Genomic DNA, 2,959 nt, shown 5'->3' with positions numbered 1-2,959 from the left:
GCGCAGCACCACCTAGATGCGGCCCGTGCCGTATCTTGCTCACATCTCTTGACGACGCGCAGCGTTACTTCTTCGCCCGCACTTCGTTCACGAACTCCTCCATCAAATCCATCGCCTTCGCGATGAGTTCGGGAGCAGTCGCATAACAGCAGCGCACAAAGCCCTCACCCGCACTGCTGAAAGCACTGCCAGGGACGACGGCCACACTCTTCTTCTCCAGCAGCTGAATGGCGAATTCCTTGCTCGTCAGCCCCGTGCTACGGATCTCCGGAAACACATAGAACGCGCCTCCCGGATTGAAGCAGTGCAGCCCCATGCCATTGAGCCGGCTCACGATCAGATTGCGGCGCTGCTCGTAGCTTTGACGCATGTCCTCATAGGCAGTCTCACCCATCTTGAGCGCTTCGATGCCGGCCATCTGGCTCATGATTGGAGCACACAGCATGCAGTACTGATGAATCTTCATCATCGCCTCACGCAGCGGTGCCGGAGCGCAGGCATAGCCCAGGCGCCAGCCAGTCATGGCAAAGGCCTTGCTGAAGCCGTGCAGCAGAATGGTGCGCTCACGCATGCCCGGAAACTCAACGATGCTCTTGTGCTGACGTCCGTCATAAAGCAGCTCGCTGTAGATCTCATCCGTGAAGACCAGCAGGTCATGCTTCACCGCCAGTGCGGCGATCTTCGCCAGCTCCTCATGCGGCATGATGCCACCTGTGGGGTTCGTGGGGAAGTTCAGTGCGATGACTTTCGTCCTCGGCGTGATCGCCTTCTCCACATCCTCCGCCATCAGCGCAAACTCATTCTCCTCACGAGTCTGCACCACCACGGGCACGCCATAAGCCATCTTGATGCTCGGTGAATAGCTCACGTAGCACGGCTCATGATAGATCACTTCGTCTCCCGGATTCAACACCGCACGGAAGGCGATGTCGAGCGCCTCGGACACGCCCACCGTCACCAGAATCTCCGTCTTCGGATCATACGTGGTGCGGAAGTGCTTCGTCACGTACTCGCTGATGCCAATGCGCAGCGATTCGAGACCAAGGTTCGAAGTGTAGCTTGTCTGGCCTTTTTCCAGCGAGCGGATCACCGCCTCGCGGATCGGCCACGGGGTGGGCTTGTCGGGTTCGCCGACGCCGAGCGAAATGACATCGGTGCGACCGATGACGAGTTCGAAGAAATCGCGGATGCCGGAGCGCGGCAGATCGCGAATGATGTTTGAAATTTTGTTGTCGTATTCCATGACCTCAGGTTCCTCTCAGTTCATGGACTCACTGGCAGGCGCTCTTCATCGCCGCCACCGTTCGCGAGGAAACCGTTTTCCTTGTACGCCTTCAATTCAAAGCGCGTGGCCGTGGACAGCACGCCGCCGAGGGTGCTGAGTTTTTCGGACACAAAGGTCGCCACATCCAGGAGGTCCTTGCCCTCCACGATCACAGCCAGGTCATAGCCGCCGCTCATGAGAAAGCAGTCGCGCACCTGGTCAAATTTCGAAATCCGGCGTGCCAGACGGTCAAAGCCGCCATCACGCTCAGGCGAGATGCGCACCTCGATCAGGGCCGTCACGCGGCGGTCCCCCGCCTTCAGACGGTCCACCACGGCGCTATAACCCAGGATCGTGCCATCCGCCTCCGCCGCGGCAATGCGGGCGGTGACTTCGGATTCGGCGAGCCCCAGGGCGAGAGCGATCTCTTTGGGGCTGCGGTTGGAGTTATTGCGGAGCAGTTCGATGAGCGGGTCCATATAAGGGGCTGCGATTGTAATGCCAGTCCCCGATTTGAACAGCGGAAAGCAGAATCAACATTGAACATTCAACCCGGCCATGGAACATCCGGGCATGCGCGCCACCGCCATCCAGATCATCGAAAAACTCACTCAGGCCGGTCACAAGGCCCTGCTGGCGGGCGGCTGCGTGCGCGACATGCTGCTGGGGCGCGAGGCCAAAGACTTTGACGTGGCCACCAGTGCCACGCCCGAGCAGGTGGTGAAACTCTTCCCCGGCGCCCAAACCGTGGGAGCCCACTTCGGCGTCGTCATCGTGCGCCTGAACCACCATCACGTCGAGGTCGCCACCTTTCGCAGCGACGGCAGCTACAGCGACGGACGCCGCCCGGACAGCGTCACTTACTCCACCCCGGAGCTCGACGCCCAGCGCCGCGATTTCACCATCAACGGCCTCTTCTTCGACCCGCTCACAAACCAGGTCATCGACTACGTCGACGGCCAGGTGGATCTGCGCATGGGCCTTCTCCGCGCCATCGGCGTCGCCAAGGACCGCTTTGAAGAAGACCACCTCCGCATGCTGCGCGCCGTGCGCTTCGCCACCGTGCTCGGCTTCGATATCGAGCATGCCACCTGGGAATCCATCTGCGGCCTCGCACCCAAGATCAAGAGCGTCAGCATCGAGCGCATTCGCGAGGAATTCGTCAAAACAATGCTCCATCCCAATCGCGTGCGCGGCTTCGATCTCCTCGTCAACAGCGGCCTCATGGAGCAGTTCCTCCCCGAGATCCTCGTTCTCCAAGGCTGCGAACAACCACCCCAATTCCACCCCGAGGGCGATGTCTTCATTCACACCCGCCTCATGCTCAGCCTGCTGCCGGAGAAGGTCTCGCTGCCGCTGGTGATGAGCGTCCTCCTGCACGACATCGCCAAGCCCGCCACGCAGACCCGCGATGCCGACACGGGCCGCATCCGCTTCAATGGCCACGACAAACTCGGTGCTGAAAAAACCGGCGATATCATGCGCCGCATGAAATTCCCCAACGACGTCATCGAGCCCACCGTCGTTGCCGTGGAGAACCACATGGTCTTCAAGGACGTCAAAAAGATGCGCACCGCCAGAACTCACGATTTCCAAACTGGCATGCGGTATGCGACAGTCGGCGTATGAACTCAACACGCATCCGATTACGGTGAATCGTGCGTCAGTGTGTTGATGTGTGCGCTGGCCGACAGA

Annotated in this window: 3 protein-coding genes; 1 reads left to right on the top strand and 2 read right to left on the bottom strand. The window is 60.2% G+C overall.

The features are described 5' to 3' along the window. Positions 1-64: 64 nt before the first annotated feature. The gene (locus WAW39_RS02515) at positions 65-1,243 is read right to left on the bottom strand and encodes an aminotransferase class I/II-fold pyridoxal phosphate-dependent enzyme (RefSeq protein ID WP_422315438.1); all 1,179 of its coding nucleotides are present in this window, start codon (positions 1,241-1,243) and stop codon (positions 65-67) included. 20 nt (positions 1,244-1,263) lie between these two features. Further along, the gene (locus WAW39_RS02510; protein ID WP_397383397.1) at positions 1,264-1,743 is read right to left on the bottom strand and encodes an Lrp/AsnC family transcriptional regulator; all 480 of its coding nucleotides are present in this window, start codon (positions 1,741-1,743) and stop codon (positions 1,264-1,266) included. A 79-nt stretch (positions 1,744-1,822) separates the two neighbouring features. Here WAW39_RS02510 and WAW39_RS02505 point away from each other — a divergent pair, with 79 nt between their 5' ends. Further along, complete coding sequence (locus tag WAW39_RS02505; RefSeq protein ID WP_422315435.1) at positions 1,823-2,893, top strand: CCA tRNA nucleotidyltransferase; 1,071 nt, start codon at positions 1,823-1,825, stop codon at positions 2,891-2,893. The last annotated feature ends 66 nt before the right edge of the window (positions 2,894-2,959 follow it).

The organism is Prosthecobacter sp., from assembly GCF_049294395.1.
GTDB lineage: Bacteria > Verrucomicrobiota > Verrucomicrobiia > Verrucomicrobiales > Verrucomicrobiaceae > Prosthecobacter.
Note: the sequence above shows the minus strand (reverse complement) of the source record. Positions and strands in the feature narration are given on the sequence as shown.

Coding starts and splice junctions, on each gene's coding strand:
- WAW39_RS02515 (WP_422315438.1), bottom strand. CDS start 1,243: ATGGAATACGACAACAAAATTTCAAACATCATTCGCGATCTGCCGCGC.
- WAW39_RS02510 (WP_397383397.1), bottom strand. CDS start 1,743: ATGGACCCGCTCATCGAACTGCTCCGCAATAACTCCAACCGCAGCCCC.
- WAW39_RS02505 (WP_422315435.1), top strand. CDS start 1,823: ATGGAACATCCGGGCATGCGCGCCACCGCCATCCAGATCATCGAAAAA.